Source organism: Aeromonas sp. s2, from assembly GCF_040907935.1.
In the GTDB taxonomy this organism is placed as follows: Bacteria; Pseudomonadota; Gammaproteobacteria; order Enterobacterales; family Aeromonadaceae; genus Aeromonas; species Aeromonas dhakensis.
Map to the genome: position 1 here is coordinate 46103 of NZ_JBFOCR010000012.1, position 15203 is coordinate 61305.

The following is a 15203-nucleotide window of genomic DNA, read 5'->3' on the forward strand; positions in this document are numbered from 1 at the left end:
GCAGTGCGGAGTTAGTCGGTGCGCCCAATGGCGGCCTGCATCTGCTGGCGAAAATCGGCGGGGGTGAGGCCGAACGCCTGGCGAAAGCCGTGGTGGAAGTGACTCTGATCGAAGAAGCCGACCGCCAGCGCCACCTCGCTCACCGGCAGGCCGCTGCCGAGCAGGCGCTTGCTCTGCTCGAGCCGCAGCCGCTTGAGCCAGGCGTAGGGGGTCATGCCGGTCTTTTTCTTGAACTGGCGCAGGAAGGCGAAGCGATCCAGCCCGAACAGGGCGGCCAGATCCTCCAGGCTGTGGCGCTGATCCAGCCGGGCCATCAGATAGTCGCGCAGGTACCTGAGCTGAGGGTCGGCCAGGGCGTGGCGCTCGGGGGCGATGTGCAGCAGCTCGCCGAGCAGGGCCAGCAGCTGGCTCTCCGCCAGCAGGCCGTCGGGGCTGGGGTTGTCCAGGTACATGTGCAGCCTGGCAAAACCCTGATAGAGGTCGGGGCGGCTCTGCAACCCCTTGTCGAAGAAAGGCTCCGGGCTGTCTGGCAGCCAGCGGGCCAGCTGCTCGGGGGCGATGGCGAACACCCGCACCTCGTACCCTTCCGGCCGCAGGCTGAGGCCGTCGTGCATCTCGTCCGGGTTGACGGTGGAGAGCTCGCCGCGCACCAGGTGGTGGCTGTTGCCCTTGTGGATGAATTTCTGGCCGCCCTGCTGCACCAGACCTATGTGGTAGTCCAGGTGAACATGGCGGCCATAGCTGAACTCCCTGTGGTGGGAGTGGGAAAGTTCAACTCCCGGCAGCAGCCGGGATTGCCAGTAGTGGATGCGGGATTGGGGTGCGCTCATCGGCTATTGATAACCTGAAACCCGGGCATGGGCTTGTAGATTATTGCAGCGCCGGGCGGCGTCCCGTCAAGCCTGCTCCGCAGCCTGCCGGCGCTTGCCGCTGCGCAGCCCGTCCAGACTGAATAGCACCAGCGCACTCCAGATGAAGGCGAAGGTGATCATCTTGTCCAGCGCCAGCGCTTCGCCATAGAGGGTGACCGCCAGGATGAACATCAGGCTGGGGCCTATGTACTGGAAGAAACCCAGGGTGGAGAGCTTGAGCCGGGTGGCCGCGGCGGTGAAGCAGAGTAGCGGCGCCGTGGTGACGGCACCGGCGGCGATCAGCAGCAAGTTGAGGTGCCAGTCATTCTGGGTGAGATGGCTGGTAGGGCTGTCGGCGATGCCCCACAGATAGATGGCGGCCGGCGGCAGCATGATCAGGGTCTCGATCAAGAGGCCGGTCAGGGCATCGAGGGCCAGCTTCTTGCGAATGAGGCCGTAGATGGCGAAGCTCGAGGCCAGCACCAGTGCGATCCAGGGCAGGGAGCCGAAGGCGATGATCTGGATGGCGACACCGATCGCGGCCAGTCCCACCGCCCACCACTGCAGGCGGCGCAGCTTCTCGCTCAGGAACAACATGCCGAGCAGCACGTTGAACAGCGGGTTGATGTAGTAGCCGAGGCTGGCATCCAGCATGTGGCCGTTGTTGATGGCCCAGATGAACAGCAGCCAGTTGCCGCCGACCGTGATGGAGGTGAAGGCCAGGGTGAGCAGCACCTTCGGCTGGCGCAGTACCGCCTGTACCTTGTGCCACTGGCGGCCGAGCAGGGTCAGTACCAGCAGCAGGGCGCACGACCAGATCATGCGATGGGTCAGGATCTCGGCGGCCGGCACGGCGGCGATGGTCTTGAAGTAGATGGGCGCCAGGCCCCAAAGGGTATAGGCGCACAAGGCGTAGATGACGCCCTGGCGCTGAACGTGTTGCTGCATGCGGATAACCTTCACTGGAGAGGCGGATGCTGGAACGCATCGCAAAAAATCAGTGTAGCGATCCTTTTGCGGGGAAAGAAGCGAATAAATGGTGATCAGCGGATTTTAACGGCGTACTGCCCGGCTCAGCGGCCTCCGCCGCGGCGGATCTTGTCCACGTCCAGCAGCAGCCACAGCATGAGTGCGATGGCAGAGATCCACGGACCCCAGGTCACGTAGGCCTCACCGTGTCCCAGTATGTAGAACAGCAGCGGCAGTCCTATTACCAGAAACAGTACACTTCCCAGAAAAAATAACATTTTTATCTTTATATTTAAGGGCTTGTCTATTTGATGATTATATCGATTGAGGCCGACGATGAAAGGGTAAAAATGAAAAAGGGGGATTTCTCCCCCTTTTCGATAAATGAACGTCATTTCTGATGCTATTCGAGCTGGATCCAGGTGCTTTTCAGCTCGGTGTACTTCTCCAGCGCATGCAACGACTTGTCGCGACCGTTGCCGGACTGCTTGAAACCGCCGAACGGCATGGTCATGTCGCCGCCATCCCAGTTGTTGACGAACACGGTGCCGGCGCGCAGGGCGCGGGAGCCCTTCACCGCCTTGTTGAGATCCGCCGTCCAGATTGCGGCCGCCAGACCGTAGTCGGTGTCGTTGCCGAGCGCAATGGCCTCTTCCAGGGTCTCGAAGCCGGTTACCGCCAGCACAGGGCCGAAGATCTCCTCGCGGAAGATGCGCATCTCTGGGGTCACCTCATCGAAGATGGTGGGCTCGATATAGAAGCCGCCGCTCTCGGTATTGGTGCGTTTGCCCCCCAGCAGCAGCTTGGCGCCCTCCTGCTGGCCGATGGCGATGTAGTTGAGCACCTGCTCCATCTGGATGTGATCCACCATGGCGCCGATGCGGGTGGTGGGGTCGAGCGGGTTGGCCGAGATCCACTCGCGGGCATGGGCCAGCAGCCGCTCCATGAACTGCGGCTTGATGCTGTTTTGCACCAGCAGGCGGGAGGCGGCGGTGCACACCTCGCCCTGGTTGTAGAAGATGGCGCCGGCCGCGCTGCGGGCGGCGGCGTCCAGATCCGGCGCATCCGCCAGTATGATGTTGGGGCTCTTGCCGCCGCACTCCATGAAGGCGCGCTTGAGGTTGGACTTGCCGGAGCACTGCACCAGATGCTTGCCGATCTTGGTGGAGCCGGTGAAGGTGATGCAGTCCACGTCCATGTGCATGGCCAGCGCCTCGCCGACCGTGTGGCCGAAGCCGGGCAGCACGTTGAACACGCCGTCGGGGATGCCGGCCTCCTTGGCCAGACCGGCGATGCGCAGGGCGGTGAGCGGGGATTTCTCGGAGGGTTTGAGGATAACCGAGTTGCCGGTGGCGAGCGCCGGGCCCAGCTTCCAGCAGGCCATCACCAGCGGGAAGTTCCAGGGGACGATGGCGGCCACAACGCCGAGCGGCTCGCGGGTCACCAGCGCCAGGGCGGACTCCTCGACCGGCGCGACCTGATCGTAGATCTTGTCGATGGCCTCGGCGTTCCAGGCGATGCAGTTGGCGGCGGCGGGGGCGTCATAGCCCATGGCGTCGCCGATGGGCTTGCCCATGTCGAGCGATTCCAGCAGTGCCAGCTCCACCAGATTGAGCCGCATCAGTTCGGCGAAGCGCTGCAGGATCTGCTTGCGCTGCTTGGGCGACAGACCGCTCCAGCGTTTGTCGTCAAAGGCGGCGCGGGCGGCCTGCACCGCCAGTTCGGCATCGGCGGCGTCGCAGGCGGCAACCCTGGTCAGCAGTTTGCCGTTGGCCGGGTTGATGCAGTCGAAGGTGGCGCCGTTGATGGCGTCCCGGTAGCTGCCGTCGATGAAGGCTTGCGAGGGCAGGGTCAGGTGGGAGGCCTTGTGTTGCCACTGGGCCAGGGTCAGGTCACTCATGTTCACTCCTTGAACCGGCAAAAAGTCAGTTTCCGCGTATCAATATGCTAAACATCCTGCCGCTTGTAAATCCATCTTGTAACAATTCGTTAAACACCTTGCCGGTTTGGCCTCATCCGGAATCCGTCCCGGCGAGGGTATCCGGCAGGGCAAACCGCACCGCAAGAGTGGCCATCGACGCCTGCCGAACCGCAGGCCGGTGCTAAGGGGCTGGTCGCTGTGCTGGGTCCGCCGAGGGGCGGGATCTCCCCTCTCATGGCTTAGAAGCTGGCGGGGGTGTTGGCCGAGATCAGCACGCATTCGTGCTCATCCACATTGCGAAAACGGTGCGGGGTGCGGCTGTCGAAGTAGTAGCCGTCCCCCGGCGCCAGCAGGTAGACCTGCTCGCCGACGGTGACCTCCACCTGACCCTGGATGACGATGCCACACTCTTCGCCTTCGTGGCTCAGCATGTCATCGCCGGTGTCGGCGCCCGGTGGCAGTATCTCCTGCATCATGCCGATGGCGCGGTTGGCGCGGCTGTGGCCCACCAGGCGGTAGCTGATGGGGTGGGTACCGAGATCCGGCATGTCGGCGGCGCGGAAGATCACCTCGGAATCCATCTCCGTCTCATCGGTGAAGAAGGTGGCCAGCGACATGGGGATCCCTTCCAGCACCTTGCGCAGGGAGGCGACCGAGGGGCTCACCTGATTTTTCTCGATCTGGGAGATAAAGCCGTTGGTCACACCGGAGCGTTTGGCCAGCTCGCGCTGGGAGAGGGCGGCTTTGGTGCGAACCGCCTTGAGGCGGTGACCGATATCCATCGATAGACACTCCTTGACTGTTTACTATTATTAAATTTGTGTTAAATATCTTATACCACCCCGCTCAGAGCAGCTAGCCGGGTGACACCATATGGGGCAAGTTTGAGCCCTTTTTTAAGATTTTAGGTGTTTAATTTAATAGGCATTGGCCGACAGTTACTAAACACCTTAAGGATGAGGTGACCATGAAACCGATCAGCGACATCAATACGCCCTCCGACATGTCCGCTTTCTGGATGCCGTTTACCGCCAACCAGCAGTTCAAGGCGGCGCCGCGCATCCTGAAGTCGGCCGAGGGAATGTATTATCACTCAGAGGATGGCCGCAAGATACTGGATGGCACCGCCGGGCTCTGGTGTTGCAACGCGGGTCATGGTCGGCGCGAGATTGCCGAGGCGGTCTCCCAGCAGATTTCCCACCTCGATTTTGCCCCGACGTTCCAGATGGGGCACCCCCTGCCATTCGAGCTGGCCAACCGGCTGGTGGAGATCGCCCCCAAGGGCTTCGGCCACGTCTTCTATACCAATTCAGGATCGGAATCGGTGGATACCGCGCTCAAGATCGCGCTGGCCTGGCAGCGGGCGCGCGGTCAGGGCACCCGTACCCGGCTCATCGGCCGTGAGCGCGGCTACCACGGGGTCGGCTTCGGCGGCATCTCGGTGGGGGGCATTCCCGGCAACCGCAAGTGGTTCGGCTCCCTGCTGACCGGGGTGGATCATCTGCCCCACACCCTCAACATCGCCAAGAATGCCTTCACCAAGGGGCTGCCGGAGGAAGATCTCAGCCTGGCTGACGAGCTGGAGAAGATCGTCTTCCTGCACGACGCCAGCAACATAGCGGCGGTAATTGTCGAGCCCATCGCCGGCAGTACCGGCGTGCTGATGCCCCCCAAAGGCTACCTCAAGCGGCTGCGGGAGATCTGTACCAAACACGGCATCCTGCTGATCTTCGACGAGGTGATCACCGGTTTCGGCCGCCTCGGCTCTCCTTTCGCCGCCCAGGAGTTCGACGTCATCCCCGACATGATCACCTGTGCCAAGGGGCTCACCAACGGGGCCATCCCCATGGGCGCCGTGCTGGTACAGAACCACATCTATGACGACATGATGGCGGCCGGCAAGGGAGCCATCGAGCTGTTCCACGGCTACACCTACTCCGGCCATCCGGTGGCCGCCGCCGCGGGCCTCGCGACCCTCGAGATCTACCGCAACGAAAACCTGCTGAGCCGCGCCGCCGATCTGGCGGGTTACTGGGAGGAGGCGGCCCATTCGCTGAAGGGCTGCAAGCACGTGAAGGATGTGCGCAACTACGGGCTGGTGGCGGGCATCGAGCTCGAGTCCATGCCGGATGCGCCGGGCAAGCGCGCCTACGAGGTGTTCGTGCGCTGCTTCGAGAAGGGGGCGCTGATCCGCGTCACCGGCGACATCATCGCCCTGTCGCCGCCCCTCATCATAGAGCGCAGCCAGATCGACGATCTCTTCACCCTGCTGCAGGACGCCCTGCAGGCCCAGGACTGACTTTCAACCGGTTGATGGCGCCCGTCGCGGCGCCACTTGCCCGTGCCTGCTCCCCGGGACGGCGCGGGCAGGGACGAATAACCCATCACGGAGGATTTATGACATACAGGGTCAGCAACTTCATCGACGGCGAGACGACCGAGAGCCGCAGCGAGCGCTTCGGGGCCATCTTCAACCCCGCCACCGGCCAGCAGCAGGGCCAGGTGGTGCTCAGCACCGCCGCCGAGTGCCAGGATGCCATCGCCAGCGCCGAGCGCGCCCTGGTCGACTGGGCGCAGACCCCGCCGCTGGTGCGGGCCCGGGTGCTGTTTCGCTTCAAGGAGCTGATGGAGCAGCACAGGGACGATCTGGCGCGGCTGATCAGCCGCGAGCACGGCAAGGTGTTCTCCGACGCCCAGGGCGAGCTGACTCGCGGCCTCGAGGTGGTGGAGTTTGCCTGCGGCATTCCCCACCTGCTCAAGGGGGAACACTCCCTTAACGTGGGCCGCGGGGTCGACAGCCACTCCATGATGCAGCCGGTGGGGGTCTGCGCCGGCATCACTCCGTTCAACTTCCCGGCCATGGTGCCGCTGTGGATGTTCCCGGTGGCCATCGCCTGCGGCAACACCTTCATCCTCAAGCCCTCCGAGAAGGATCCCTCCCTCTCCCTGCGCATGGCCGAGCTGCTCAAGCAGGCCGGCCTGCCGGACGGGGTGCTCAACGTGGTCAACGGCGACAAGGAGGTGGTGGACGTGCTGCTGACCGACCCGCGGGTCGGCGCCGTGTCCTTCGTCGGCTCCACCCCCATCGCCCAGTACATCTATGCCACCGCCTCGGCCCACGGCAAGCGGGTACAGGCGCTGGGCGGCGCCAAGAACCACATGGTGGTGATGCCGGATGCGGATCTCGATCAGGCGGTTTCCGCCCTGATGGGGGCGGCCTACGGCGCTGCCGGCGAGCGCTGCATGGCCATTTCGGTGGCCGTGGTGGTGGGTGACGACACCGCCGATGCCCTGGTCGCGAAACTCTCGCCGCTGGTGGCGGCGCTGCGGGTGGGCCCGGGGCTGGGCCAGAGCCCGGAGAACGAGATGGGGCCGCTCATCAGCCGCGAGCACCTGGCCAAGGTGCGCGGCTATGTGGATCAGGGGGTGGCAGAGGGGGCCGAGCTGGTGGTGGACGGCCGGGGCCTGAGCCAGGGCGAGGGTTACTTCATCGGCGGCAGCCTGTTCGATCGGGTCGGCCCCGAGATGCGCATCTACCGGGAGGAGATCTTCGGCCCGGTGCTGGCCATCGTGCGGGCGCCGGACTACGAGACGGCGCTCAGGCTCATCAACGAACACGAGTACGGCAACGGCACCGCCATCTTCACCTGTGACGGCGATACAGCGCGGGACTTCACCGCTCGCGTGCAGGTCGGTATGGTAGGGGTGAACGTTCCCATCCCGGTGCCCATGGCGTTTCACAGCTTTGGCGGCTGGAAGCGGTCCATCTTCGGGCCGCTCAACATGCACGGGCCGGATGGGGTGCGCTTCTATACCCGGATGAAGACGGTGACTGCCCGCTGGCCCCAGAGCCTGCGGGCGGGCGCGGAGTTCTCCATGCCGACCATGAAGTAATCAACCATGCAGCAGCTAGCCCGGACATGGCCCGGTGGCAGGAATCCACCTTCGTTCGCCGCTATCACTGTGAAGGAGTAACAGATGCGACTGGGAATTCTCGATTGTGACCGGCTGGACCCCGATTTGGCGGGGGACTTCGGCCCCGTTTACTCCGAGATGTTTATCAAGGGCTTCCGGGCACTGGCCCCCGGGCTGGCGTTTCGGGTCTGGTCGGCGCTCGATGGCGAGCTGCCAACCGATCTGCACGAGTGCGATGCCTGGCTCATCACCGGCTCGCGCCACGATGCCTACAGCGACATCCCCTGGATCCAGGCGCTGCGCGACTGGATCCGGCGCGCCCACGATGCCGACGTCAAGCTGGCGGGTGTCTGCTTCGGTCACCAGGTGATCGCCCAGGCGCTGGGGGGCGAGGTGGTGAAGTCCACCAAGGGTTGGGGGCTGGGGGTGTCGGTCCATCCCATGCTGGCCAGGCAACCCTGGATGGAGCCGGGGCTCGAGACCATCCGGATCCTGGCCAGTCACCAGGATCAGGTGGAGCAGCTGCCGCCGGGAGCCACCCGGCTGGCGGGCAATGATTTTTGTCCCAATTTCATGTTTTTGCAGGGTGACCACATAGTGGCCATCCAGGGACATCCGGAATTCTCGGTGGCGTACAACCGGGCGCTGATCGAGCGGCGGCGGGATTTCCTGTCCGATGACCGCTATCAGCGCAGCCTCTCCTCGTTGGAGGGAGAGGTGGATTCGGCCACCATGATGCAGTGGTTGTTGCAATTTTTGGGCATCCTGCCCGGCGCCGACACGGCCGCCGGCGGGATCACAGCAGGAGAGCGAGCATGATTATTGGCGTACCCAAGGAAATCAAAAACCATGAATACCGGGTCGGCATGACTCCCGCCGGAGTGCAGGAGCTGACGGCCCGGGGACACAAGGTGCTGGTGCAGCAGCAGGGAGGCGAGGCGATCGGGCTGTCCGACGCCGAGTACCAGGCAGCCGGTGCCGAACTGGTGGCCAGCGCGGCGGAGATCTTCGCCCGGGCCGAGATGATAGTGAAGGTGAAGGAGCCCCAGCCGGAGGAGTGCGAGCTGCTCAGACCGGGTCAGCTGCTGTTCACCTACCTGCACCTGGCGCCGGATCCGGTGCAGACCCAGCTGCTGGTGCACTCGGGGGCGGTGGCCATCGCCTACGAGACGGTGACCGACGATCGCGGCGGTCTGCCGCTGCTTGCGCCCATGTCCGAGGTGGCGGGGCGGATGGCGATCCAGGCCGGCGCCCACAGCCTGGAGAAGGCGCAGGGGGGCAACGGCACCCTGCTGGGCGGGGTGCCGGCGGTGGCACCCGCCAAGGTGGTGGTGCTGGGCGGCGGTGTGGTCGGTGTCAACTCGGCGCGCATGGCGCTGGGACTGGGGGCCGACGTCACCATCCTGGATCGCTCCCTGCCGCGATTGCGGGAGCTGGACAGCCTGTACGGCCCGGCTCTCAAGACCCTCTACTCCACCCGCACCAACATAGAGGCGTGCATCGCCCAGGCTGACCTGGTGATCGGTGCCGTGCTGATCCCGGGGGCGGCGGCGCCCAAGCTGCTGACCCGCGACATGCTCAAGCTGATGCGCAAGGGCTCGGTGCTGGTGGACGTGGCCATCGATCAGGGCGGCTGTTTCGAGACTTCCCACCCGACCACCCACGAGGAGCCCACCTACGTGGTGGACGGCATCATCCACTACTGTGTGGCCAACATGCCGGGCGGGGTGGCGCGCACCTCCACCTTCGCGCTGACCAACGCCACCCTGCCGTTCGTGCTGGCGCTGGCCGACAAGGGTTATGCCCGGGCACTGCAGGAGGATCGCCACCTGCGAGCCGGTCTGAACGTGTTCAAGGGCAAGATCACCCAGGCGGCGGTGGCACAGGCGCTCGGCTACGAGTACGTCAGCGCCGAGGCTGTTCTGGGCTGACGCAGCCGTCGCGGGCCCGCCCGGCAAACGTCGAGCGGGCTCACAAACCCCGCGATTTCAGGGAGGGCCGCTGTGGCCCTTTCTCATATACTGGGCTCCCCTGTCAGTGAGGTCTCTTCATGTCCCGCATTCTGCTGCTCGCCAATCTCAACTGTGATCACGTGCTCTCCCTCTCCGAACCCCTGGTGGCCGGTGCCCGCCTGCAATACGTGGATCAGGGCCGTCGGCTCGGCGGTGGCGCCGCCAACACCGGCATCGGGCTGGTGTGGGCCGGCCACGAGGTGACCATAGCGTCGCGCATCGGGCTGGACGAAACCGGCGACTGGCTGCTGGAGCAGGCGGCGGGCTACGGCCTGGATTGCAGCCATGTGGAGCGCTTCGGCGGCGAGACCGGCGAGCTGCTGATCCTGGTGGACTCCACCGGCGAGCGCACCATCCTCAGGCGGCCACGGCGTCCGGATCTGCCGGGGGATCTGCCGAGCGAGGGGGTGGACTGCCTCTACGTGAACTACCCCGGCACCGCCATCATCGGCTACATGCGCCAGATGCTCGGCAAGAGCTTCGTAGTGGCCCAGTACCCCAAGGGCGGCCAGGCGCGTCGCCCCTGCCACGTGCTGGTGGCCTCCCGCTCCGATCTCGGCGAGGTGGACGACCTCTGGCAACACGCCCGCCAGATCGCAGGCGAGCAGCTGGCCTGGCTGGTACTGACCGAAGGCAAGGCGGGGGCGGTGGCCATTCACGGCGAGGAGCAGATCCGGGTGGCGGCGCGGCCGGTGTCGGTGGTGGACACCACGGGGGCGGGGGATGCCTTCGCCGGCGGCCTGATCCACGGACTGGCGCGGGGCATGGCGATCCGGGAGGCGCTGCAGTGCGCGGTGGACTGGGGCGCTTTTGCGGTCGCCTCCGAGAGTTCCATCCCCTCCAGCGCTCTGAAGAACTGGCTCAAGCAGCCCCATTGAATCGGCAAAAACGGTTGCGAATGATACATGGCAGCATCGACTGGGGCGAGGGAGGAAACCGGCGAATTTCACCGTCAAAACCCGCCAAAACCTTGGGCTAACCCTGCAAGTTTGCGATCAATCAAAGAAAGTGTCGATTTATGTGCATCTTCATCGACACCCGCCTGAGCTGCTCTTAACCTTGACCTCCACGACTCAGATTAAGAGGCGGACACTGCGCGGGCGCAGGGGTTCCCCTACCTCTTAGCTTTAGGTCGTCGTCCTGATTTCTGGCTTGTAGTAAGAGGCAAGTGCGACCATGCAACTGACACGATTTACCGACTATGCCCTGCGTACCCTCACCTTTCTGGCCGTCCAGCCGGGAGATCGCCTGTCGACCATCACAGAGGTGGCCGATACCTTTGGCATCTCCCGCAACCACGTGGTCAAGATTGTCCACCAGCTCGGCATCAAGGGGTACATAGAGACGGTGCGTGGCAAGCATGGCGGCATCCGGCTCGGTCGCTCCGCCGTCTCCATCAACCTGCGCGACGTGGTGATGGACATGGAGCACGTGCTCTGCCCGGTGGACTGCAAGCGCGAAAACTGCCGCCTCTCCGGCGGCTGCCGAATCCAGGGCATTTTGCGTCGCGCCATGAACGCCTTCCTCGAGGTGCTGGGCGAATACACCCTGGCCGATGCGGTGCGCGACCCGACCCGGCTCTGCCACCTGCTCGGCATCGAACAGGATTCCATCCTGGCCATGGCATAAGCCAGGCAAGCACGACAAAGGGGCCCGCGGGCCCCTTTGTCGTTTGCGCCGGGCGCGGGATCAGGGTTGGGGGATCAGGGTGATGGCGCCGTGCAGGCAGGCGAGGCCGCAGGCGCCGCAACCGTCGCAGGCCGCCATGTTGATGCTGACGCCGTCGGCGCAGGCCTTGATCGCCTGCTGGGGGCAGGCATCTTCACAGAGCAGGCAGTAGAAGCCCTGACGGGCCTGACAGCTTGCCTCGATCCGTACCCGGGTCTGCACCTGACGGCCAAGTTGCAGGTCGAGGGCGCCGGTCGGACAGGCTCTGGCGCAGCTGCCGCAGTAGCTGCACTGGCCGCAGGCGAGATCGAGCAGCGGCGTGCCGGCGATGGGGCTGCCGTCGTATTCGGGCTGGGTGGCCGGCTTGAGCAGGCCGTTGGGACAGGCCTTGAAGCATTCGCCGCAGCGGGAGCAGAGGGAGAGGAACTGGGACTCTTCGATGGCCCAGGGGGGACGGGCTTCATGGCAAACCACCTCGGGTTTGCGGGAGCCTCCCAATGCCTGCGTCAGCCAGCGACAGAAAAAATGCGTCATGCCCACCCCTGATACCTATTAGGGGTTAATTTTATCCAAGTTTCCCTTCGCAAGCCAGAGAATAGCGCCGGCCAGGATCGCAAGCCGGGTTGCCCTTGTGTAAGCTAGGCGGGTCTTTTTGCAGGATTGAATGAACTCATGTGGTTATTTCTGTGGCGTGCTTCTCTGCTCTATGTCTTCCCCTTGCTGATGTGGGGCTACTGCCGCATCAAGGGGATCGAATTCGTCGAGCTCGACACCGGGGTTAACAGCCACAAGTGGGTGGTGCTGGCCGCCTATCTGCTCTACGTGCTGATCTGGCTGCTGCTCAACCGCTATCTCGAGCTGTTCCTGCGCCAACGGGGTCGCAAATGATCGAGCCCGGGCTCTGGGCCCTGCTGCTGCCGGGTGCGCTGCTGGCCATCGGCATTGGCTGGGGGATCGGGCGGCGCAGCGGCACGGCGCAAGCCCGGGAATTGCTGCTGAGCCAGGAGCGCCTGCAGATGCTGCAGGAGCGTTATGACGAGCTGCAGGATGAGCGGCTGCTGGGCCAGCAGAAGCTGGATCAGCAGCAGACCCTGCTGATCAAGCTCACCGCCCGTCTCAAGGATGCCGAGGCCACCCTGCGCAGCGAGCGGCTGGCCGCCGCCGAGAAGCTGCAACTGCAACAGGAGGCTGAACAGCGCCTCAGCCAGCAGTTCGAGAACCTCGCCAACCGGATCTTCGAGCAGAACTCGGGCAACTTCCGCGAACTGAACCAGAACAGTCTGGATCTGCTGCTCACTCCGCTGAAAGAGCAGCTCGAGGGCTTTCGCCGCCAGGTGGGGGAGACCCACGCCCAGGAGACGGCCCAGCGCCACAGCCTCAAGTTTGAATTGGAGCGCCTCGCCGAGCTCAACGCCCGCATGACCGAGGAGGCGGCGGCGCTGACTCGCGCCCTCAAGGGCGACAGCAAGCAGCAGGGCAACTGGGGCGAGGTGGTGCTGGCGCGCATCCTGAGCGAATGCGGCCTGCGCGAGGGTCACGAGTACCACACCCAGGTCAACATCGAGGTGGACAAGGGCAAGCGCTATCAGCCCGACGTCATCGTCCACCTGCCGCAGGACAAAGACATCATCATCGATGCCAAGGTGTCGCTGACCGCCTATGAGCGCTGGTACAACGCCGCTGACGAGCTGGAGAAGGCGGTCGCGCTGAAAGAGCACGTCGCCTCGGTACGCAACCACATCCGCGAGCTGGGCCGCAAGGATTACCAGCAGCTGCCCGGAGTACGCACCCTCGACTACGTGCTGATGTTCGTGGCGGTGGAGCCTGCCTTCCTCACCGCGGTGGAGGCCGACCCCTCGCTGGTGCGCTACGGTCTCGACAACAACATACTGCTGGTGAGCCCCACCAACCTGATGGTGGCGCTGCGCACCATAGAAAACCTGTGGCGCTACGAGCGGCAGAACCAGAATGCCCGCCAGATTGCCGAGCGGGCCGGCCGCCTCTACGAGAAGCTGCGGCTGTTCGTGGAGGAGATGCAGCAACTGGGGGGCAGCCTGCACAAGGCGCAGGAGAGCTACGACAAGGCGATGGGGCGGCTGGTCAACGGGCGCGGCAACCTGATCGCCCAGGTGGAGCGCTTTCGCGAGCTGGGGGTGGAGGTGACCAAGACCCTGCCCGAGCCGCTGGTCAACCGGGCGCTGGAACGGGAAGACCCGGCCGAGTGAGGTGGGGGCTCAAGTTTCATGCAACAAGAAGGGCAGCCAGTGGCTGCCCTTTTATATTTCTTCGTCCGCACAGGCTTTGCTCTTCGAACGCGTGAACTCACCGGCATGCGGATTGCCGCCCTGGTCGGTTATTGCCTCCAGAAGGAGGGGAAGAAGATCACCGCCACGGTCAGGATCTCGAGGCGTCCCAGCAGCATGCCGAACGACAGGATCCACTTGGCCGAGTCGGGCAGGGAGGCGAAGTTGGCGCTGGGGCCGATGACCGGGCCCATGCCCGGGCCCACGTTGGCCACGGCGGTGATGGAGCCCGAGATGGCGGTCAGGGGATCCAGTCCGATGGCGCCGAGCAGGGCGGCGATCAGCAAGATGATGGCGAAGTAGGCCAGCACGAACGAGATCATCGAGCGGATGATGGCGTCGTTGACCGGCCGGCCGTTGTACTTCTGCGGGAAGACCCCGGAGGGGTGCATCAGCTGGCGCATCTGCTTCTTGAACAGGGCGAAGGCCACCTGCACCCGGAAGATCTTGAGACCGCCGGCGGTGGAGCCGGAGCAGGCGCCAAGCGCCAGCAGCACGATGAAGATGATGCTGGTGAGCGGGCCCCAGGTGCCATAGTCGCCGAGACCATAGCCAGTGGTGGTGAGCACGGAGACGATGTTGAAGCTGCTGATGCGCAGGGCATCCGTGAAGTCGTAGGTGCCCCGCAACCAGAGATAGACGGTGACCACCAGGGTGACCCAGACCACCAGCCAGAAGAAGCCCCGCACCTGGGCATCCTTGAGCAGGCTGTGATCGCGCCGGCTCAGACTCTGGACGTAGAGCAGGAAGGGCAGGCCGCCGAGAAACATGAAGAGGGTGCCGATCCAGTGCGCCGAGTTGGAGAAGTGGGACATGGATTGATCGGAGGTGGAGTAGCCGCCGGTACTGAGGGTGGTCATGGCGTGATTGACCGCCTCGAACAGGGTCATGCCGCTCACCCAGTAGGCCAGGAAGCAGAGCATGGAGAGAACCAGATAGACCAGCACTATGTTGTTGGCCACCGTCTTGGCGCGCGGGGCACTTTTATCCGACCAGTCCGAGCTCTCGGTCTGGAACAGCTTCATGCCCCCCACGTTGAGGTAGGGCAGTACCGCCACCGCCATCACGATGAAACCCACCCCGCCCAGCCACTGCAGGATGGAACGCCACAACAGGATGCTGTGGGCCATGTTGTCGAGCCCGGACAGCACGGTGGAGCCTGTGGTGGTCACCCCCGACATGGTTTCGAAGTAGGCGTCGGTGAAGTTGATGTGGGTGATGAAGAAGAAGGGCAGGGCGCCAAAGATGCAGGCCACCACCCAGACCGAGGTGGTGAGCAGGAACATCTCCCGCACGCCGAGGTGAAACTCCGCCTTGCGGCCGTAATGAAGGCAGAGCAGGGCTGCGCCATGGGTGATCAGCACCGACTTGAGAAACTCGACGAACCCCTCTGAGCCGGTCAGCAGGGCCAGCAGGGTGGGCAGCCACATGAACAGGGCCAGTTTGGAGAGCACCAGCCCGAGGGTGAAGATGATGGGACGCAGCTTGATCATGCAAGATAACCTGGTCGTTGATTGACAAAAGACCCGGACAACCCCCTGGAGAGGCGGTGCCGGGTCTGCTT

15 protein-coding genes are annotated in these 15203 nt (G+C 64.2%); 8 read left to right on the forward strand and 7 right to left on the reverse strand.

Annotated elements, in window-relative coordinates; all coding sequences use genetic code 11:
- Nucleotides 1-11: 11 nt before the first annotated feature.
- The 5 genes from AB5Y81_RS09890 to AB5Y81_RS09910 form a co-directional block, all read right to left on the reverse strand.
- Nucleotides 12-830 carry an AraC family transcriptional regulator gene (locus AB5Y81_RS09890; RefSeq protein WP_025202400.1) on the reverse strand — a complete coding sequence of 273 codons (819 nt, stop codon included), beginning with the start codon at nucleotides 828-830 and terminating at the stop codon, nucleotides 12-14.
- Between the two features lie 66 nt (nucleotides 831-896).
- Nucleotides 897-1799: an EamA family transporter RarD gene (gene rarD / locus AB5Y81_RS09895; RefSeq protein ID WP_017766217.1), complete on the reverse strand. Its 903-nt coding sequence runs from the start codon at nucleotides 1797-1799 to the stop codon at nucleotides 897-899.
- A gap of 125 nt (nucleotides 1800-1924) precedes the next feature.
- Entirely contained in the window at nucleotides 1925-2098 is a 174-nt protein-coding gene (locus tag AB5Y81_RS09900; RefSeq protein WP_005307716.1) for a hypothetical protein, read from the reverse strand.
- Between the two features lie 125 nt (nucleotides 2099-2223).
- Entirely contained in the window at nucleotides 2224-3720 is a 1497-nt protein-coding gene (locus AB5Y81_RS09905) for an aldehyde dehydrogenase (RefSeq protein WP_279485017.1), read from the reverse strand.
- Nucleotides 3721-3980: 260 nt separating this feature from the next.
- Nucleotides 3981-4523 (reverse strand): cupin domain-containing protein, encoded by a 543-nt coding sequence (locus AB5Y81_RS09910; protein WP_005307724.1) that lies wholly within the window; start codon nucleotides 4521-4523, stop codon nucleotides 3981-3983.
- Between the two features lie 185 nt (nucleotides 4524-4708).
- Between AB5Y81_RS09910 and AB5Y81_RS09915 the strand changes: the two genes are divergently transcribed.
- The 6 genes from AB5Y81_RS09915 to AB5Y81_RS09940 all read left to right on the forward strand — a co-directional run bounded on the left by AB5Y81_RS09915 (nucleotide 4709) and on the right by AB5Y81_RS09940 (nucleotide 11297).
- Nucleotides 4709-6040, forward strand: coding sequence for an aspartate aminotransferase family protein (locus AB5Y81_RS09915; protein WP_005307727.1), 1332 nt, complete (start codon nucleotides 4709-4711; stop codon nucleotides 6038-6040).
- Nucleotides 6041-6138: 98 nt separating this feature from the next.
- Nucleotides 6139-7635 carry a CoA-acylating methylmalonate-semialdehyde dehydrogenase gene (locus tag AB5Y81_RS09920; protein WP_279485016.1) on the forward strand — a complete coding sequence of 499 codons (1497 nt, stop codon included), beginning with the start codon at nucleotides 6139-6141 and terminating at the stop codon, nucleotides 7633-7635.
- Nucleotides 7636-7719: 84 nt separating this feature from the next.
- Nucleotides 7720-8475, forward strand: coding sequence for a glutamine amidotransferase (locus AB5Y81_RS09925; RefSeq protein WP_025202396.1), 756 nt, complete (start codon nucleotides 7720-7722; stop codon nucleotides 8473-8475).
- Nucleotides 8472-9587 (forward strand): alanine dehydrogenase, encoded by a 1116-nt coding sequence (gene ald / locus AB5Y81_RS09930; protein WP_279485015.1) that lies wholly within the window; start codon nucleotides 8472-8474, stop codon nucleotides 9585-9587. The genes AB5Y81_RS09925 and ald overlap by 4 nt, the downstream gene beginning before the upstream one ends.
- A gap of 119 nt (nucleotides 9588-9706) precedes the next feature.
- A complete protein-coding gene (locus AB5Y81_RS09935; RefSeq protein WP_005307736.1) occupies nucleotides 9707-10546 on the forward strand; it encodes a PfkB family carbohydrate kinase in 840 nt (279 codons plus the stop codon).
- Between the two features lie 298 nt (nucleotides 10547-10844).
- On the forward strand, nucleotides 10845-11297 hold the full coding sequence (locus AB5Y81_RS09940; protein WP_005307739.1) for an Rrf2 family transcriptional regulator: 453 nt from the start codon (nucleotides 10845-10847) through the stop codon (nucleotides 11295-11297).
- Nucleotides 11298-11357: 60 nt separating this feature from the next.
- Here the strand turns inward: AB5Y81_RS09940 and AB5Y81_RS09945 are convergent, their stop codons facing one another.
- On the reverse strand, nucleotides 11358-11870 hold the full coding sequence (locus AB5Y81_RS09945) for a ferredoxin-type protein NapF (RefSeq protein WP_010635455.1): 513 nt from the start codon (nucleotides 11868-11870) through the stop codon (nucleotides 11358-11360).
- Between the two features lie 138 nt (nucleotides 11871-12008).
- Here AB5Y81_RS09945 and AB5Y81_RS09950 point away from each other — a divergent pair, with 138 nt between their 5' ends.
- Both AB5Y81_RS09950 and rmuC read left to right on the forward strand, forming a co-directional pair.
- On the forward strand, nucleotides 12009-12224 hold the full coding sequence (locus AB5Y81_RS09950) for a hypothetical protein (RefSeq protein ID WP_005307744.1): 216 nt from the start codon (nucleotides 12009-12011) through the stop codon (nucleotides 12222-12224).
- Nucleotides 12221-13561 carry a DNA recombination protein RmuC gene (gene rmuC, locus AB5Y81_RS09955; protein WP_017783314.1) on the forward strand — a complete coding sequence of 447 codons (1341 nt, stop codon included), beginning with the start codon at nucleotides 12221-12223 and terminating at the stop codon, nucleotides 13559-13561. The genes AB5Y81_RS09950 and rmuC overlap by 4 nt, the downstream gene beginning before the upstream one ends.
- A 128-nt stretch (nucleotides 13562-13689) precedes the next feature.
- Here rmuC and AB5Y81_RS09960 read toward each other — a convergent pair whose 3' ends face one another.
- Nucleotides 13690-15132 (reverse strand): TrkH family potassium uptake protein, encoded by a 1443-nt coding sequence (locus tag AB5Y81_RS09960; protein WP_005307750.1) that lies wholly within the window; start codon nucleotides 15130-15132, stop codon nucleotides 13690-13692.
- Nucleotides 15133-15203: the final 71 nt, after the last annotated feature.

What these genes read in the sequence shown, in the direction of transcription:
- AB5Y81_RS09890 (WP_025202400.1), bottom strand. Translation starts at nt 830, where the DNA reads ATGAGCGCACCCCAATCCCGCATCCACTACTGGCAATCCCGGCTGCTG.
- rarD (WP_017766217.1), bottom strand. Translation starts at nt 1,799, where the DNA reads ATGCAGCAACACGTTCAGCGCCAGGGCGTCATCTACGCCTTGTGCGCC.
- AB5Y81_RS09900 (WP_005307716.1), bottom strand. Translation starts at nt 2,098, where the DNA reads ATGTTATTTTTTCTGGGAAGTGTACTGTTTCTGGTAATAGGACTGCCG.
- AB5Y81_RS09905 (WP_279485017.1), bottom strand. Translation starts at nt 3,720, where the DNA reads ATGAGTGACCTGACCCTGGCCCAGTGGCAACACAAGGCCTCCCACCTG.
- AB5Y81_RS09910 (WP_005307724.1), bottom strand. Translation starts at nt 4,523, where the DNA reads ATGGATATCGGTCACCGCCTCAAGGCGGTTCGCACCAAAGCCGCCCTC.
- AB5Y81_RS09915 (WP_005307727.1), top strand. Translation starts at nt 4,709, where the DNA reads ATGAAACCGATCAGCGACATCAATACGCCCTCCGACATGTCCGCTTTC.
- AB5Y81_RS09920 (WP_279485016.1), top strand. Translation starts at nt 6,139, where the DNA reads ATGACATACAGGGTCAGCAACTTCATCGACGGCGAGACGACCGAGAGC.
- AB5Y81_RS09925 (WP_025202396.1), top strand. Translation starts at nt 7,720, where the DNA reads ATGCGACTGGGAATTCTCGATTGTGACCGGCTGGACCCCGATTTGGCG.
- ald (WP_279485015.1), top strand. Translation starts at nt 8,472, where the DNA reads ATGATTATTGGCGTACCCAAGGAAATCAAAAACCATGAATACCGGGTC.
- AB5Y81_RS09935 (WP_005307736.1), top strand. Translation starts at nt 9,707, where the DNA reads ATGTCCCGCATTCTGCTGCTCGCCAATCTCAACTGTGATCACGTGCTC.
- AB5Y81_RS09940 (WP_005307739.1), top strand. Translation starts at nt 10,845, where the DNA reads ATGCAACTGACACGATTTACCGACTATGCCCTGCGTACCCTCACCTTT.
- AB5Y81_RS09945 (WP_010635455.1), bottom strand. Translation starts at nt 11,870, where the DNA reads ATGACGCATTTTTTCTGTCGCTGGCTGACGCAGGCATTGGGAGGCTCC.
- AB5Y81_RS09950 (WP_005307744.1), top strand. Translation starts at nt 12,009, where the DNA reads ATGTGGTTATTTCTGTGGCGTGCTTCTCTGCTCTATGTCTTCCCCTTG.
- rmuC (WP_017783314.1), top strand. Translation starts at nt 12,221, where the DNA reads ATGATCGAGCCCGGGCTCTGGGCCCTGCTGCTGCCGGGTGCGCTGCTG.
- AB5Y81_RS09960 (WP_005307750.1), bottom strand. Translation starts at nt 15,132, where the DNA reads ATGATCAAGCTGCGTCCCATCATCTTCACCCTCGGGCTGGTGCTCTCC.